This is a genomic window from Streptomyces sp. AK010 (genome assembly GCF_014207295.1).
Taxonomy (GTDB): Bacteria; Actinomycetota; Actinomycetes; order Streptomycetales; family Streptomycetaceae; genus Streptomyces; species Streptomyces massasporeus.
Genome location: NZ_JACHCX010000059.1, coordinates 1 through 2,528, shown reverse-complemented (window position 1 = coordinate 2,528; position 2,528 = coordinate 1). Strand labels below are relative to the sequence as shown.

The following is a 2,528-nucleotide window of genomic DNA, read 5'->3' as shown; positions in this document are numbered from 1 at the left end:
AGTAGCTCCGCTACGAGGGCTTCCCGGCGCCTTGCGACGCACGGCACCAGACCACGCGCCCTGATCGGACGCTCATAGTGAAAGGACCCCTAAGGGGTGCTTTCAGAAAGCCGGGTTCTTGCGGGCGAGGACCATGCAGTGGGCGAGTTGGAGGAAGGCGTCGTGCATGTCGTCGCGTGCTTCCCAGCGGGTTCGTAGGCGGCGGGGGCCGTGGAGCCAGGCGATGGCGGACTCGGCGACCCAGCGGACTTTGCCCAGGCCCGAGCCGTGTGGCTGGCCGCGTCGGGCGATCTTCGGGGTGATGCCACGCTCGCGCAGGCGGCGGCGGTAGATGTCGTAGTCGTAGCCGCGGTCGGCGTATAACGTCCGGGGCTTGCGCCGGGGCCGGCCCCGCTTGCCCCGCACCGGCGGCAGTCCGTCGACGAGCGGCAAGAGTTGGGTGACATCGTGGCGATGTCCGCCGGTCAGTGACACCCGCAGTGGAGTGCCGCGGGCGTCGGTCAGGACGTGGTGTTTCGAGCCCGGCCGTGCGCGGTCAACCGGACTCGGGCCGACTTTTGGGCTGCCTCGCCCCCGCTTGGCCTGCACATGAGAGGCATCGATGGTGGCGCGGGAGAAGTCGAGACGGTCCGCCGCCCGCAACCCGTCCAGCAGAACCCGCTGGAGTTCCTCCCAGACCCCGGCCTTCTGCCACTCGGCCAGCCGCCGCCAGCACGTGGGACCGGAACCGAACCCCAACTCCTGCGGCAGGAACTCCCACTGGACACCTGTGTAGAGAACGAACAGCACACCCTGGAGCGTCTTGCGGTCATCGATCCGCTTGCGCCCCGGGTGCCGGAACCGCCGTTCATGCTTCGGCAACAGCGGCTCGATCACCGCCCACAACTCGTCACTGACCTCCCACGGCTTCCGCCGCGCCATGGTCACACCCCACAGAAGACGGGATCACGTACATCTCCACCGTGCCACAACACGATCTTTCTGCAAGGACCCCTAAAGGGCTCGATCACGGGTTTGCCGGTTGTCACGTCGTATACGTGCACCTGGCCAACGCCGTCGCGAGGTTGACTGGTGCCGATGACGGTGATGGGGCGCCCCTTGAATACCGTGCATGTCAGGGCGGTCACCAGTCCTTGGAGTCTGATGAGGGGGTCGCGGATAGGGCGGCCGGTGGCTACGTCCTGCGAATACACTCGGCCGCCGGCACCTACGACAGCGATAGGGCGGTCGTCAAGGATGGTGCACGCCACAGCCGTGACCCGTCTGCCGAATTCAAACTGATGCTCGCCGATGAGGTGGCCCGTTGCCACGTCTCGTACGTCCACGCGACCGCTGTCGCGGCCGGTGTTGGTGCCGATGACGGCGATGGGGCGGTCGTCGAGGACCGTACAAGCCAGGGTCGATACCAGTGGACTGGCGGGGATTGCGGTCATTGCAGATGGCTGAGCGTTCTCCAGCAGATTCCAGACGCGTACAGTGCGGTCACTGCCCGCGGTGACGGCGAGGGGGTGCCCATCGAGGGCGGTGCACGCCAGTGCGGCGAAGCGGCTGTTAAATCCGGGCAGGGGGTCGCCCACCAGCTGGCCGGATTCTAGATCCCGCACATACACCCGAGCGTTGGTTCCCGTACCAGTGCTGATGACGGCGACGGGGCGGTTGCCAAGAACAGTGCACGCCAAGGCACTCACTCTGCTGCCGAATCCGGTGAGTGGCGAACCAATGTGGTGGCCAGTTGCCACGTCTCGCACATACACACGGCCGCCGGATCCACCAGTGCCGATGACGGCGACGGGGCGGCCATCGAGGACGGTGCACGCCAGCGTGGTGACCGGGCCGGCGAATGCAGTGAGGGGTTTGCCGACGGGCTGCCCGGTGGCCACGTCGCGAACAAGTAGCCGGCCGCCATTACGACTCTGTCGGCGGCCGGTGCCAGTGCCGCTGCTGATGACGGCGACGGGGCGGCCGTCGAGGACGGTGCACGCGACTGTGGTCACTTGGCGGTTGAATCCGGTGAGGGGTTCGCAGATCGGACGCCCGGTTGCCACGTCCCGCACGTGCACGCGGCTGCCGTCTCGGGCGTCACTGCTGATGACGGCGACGGGGCGGCCGTCGAGGACGGTACAGGCCACAGCGGACACCCGGCCGCCGAATCCGGTGAGGGATTCGCCGATGGGATGGCCGCTGGCTACGTCCCGCACGTGCACGCGGCCCTCGGCTGTGCCGATGACCGCAACAGGGTGGCCGTCGAGGACCGTGCATGCCACGGCGGCCACTTGAGCATCGAATCCGGTGAGGGTGTGGCGGAGTGCGGGACTGAAGTCGTTGCTTGTGGCCCAGGCGGGGACCCATTCGGCTTGCGTGCCGGAGTTGAGTTGTCTGAGCAGCCAGGTTGCTTGGGCACGGGCGGCGTTGAGCGCGAGGATGCTGCGGCGTACTGGGCAGTGTGCATCGTGAAGTTGCAGGTCACGGGTCTGGTGTGCGTGGGGTTCTCGATACTCGTGCCGGTCGCGGGTGGATGACTTCGGTGA

1 protein-coding gene and 1 pseudogene are annotated in these 2,528 nt (G+C 67.2%); both read right to left on the bottom strand.

The annotated features are described in order from the left end of the window. Window positions 1-102: 102 nt before the first annotated feature. Window positions 103-921, bottom strand: a complete 819-nt coding sequence (locus HDC93_RS37520) for an IS5 family transposase (protein ID WP_185015233.1) — start codon at window positions 919-921, stop codon at window positions 103-105. Between the two features lie 2 nt (window positions 922-923). Beyond that, window positions 924-2,528, bottom strand: a pseudogene (locus tag HDC93_RS37515) (hypothetical protein); the annotation flags it as partial.

Excerpts from the sequence above, each read along its gene's own strand:
- HDC93_RS37520 (WP_185015233.1), bottom strand. The coding sequence starts at position 921 with ATGGCGCGGCGGAAGCCGTGGGAGGTCAGTGACGAGTTGTGGGCGGTG.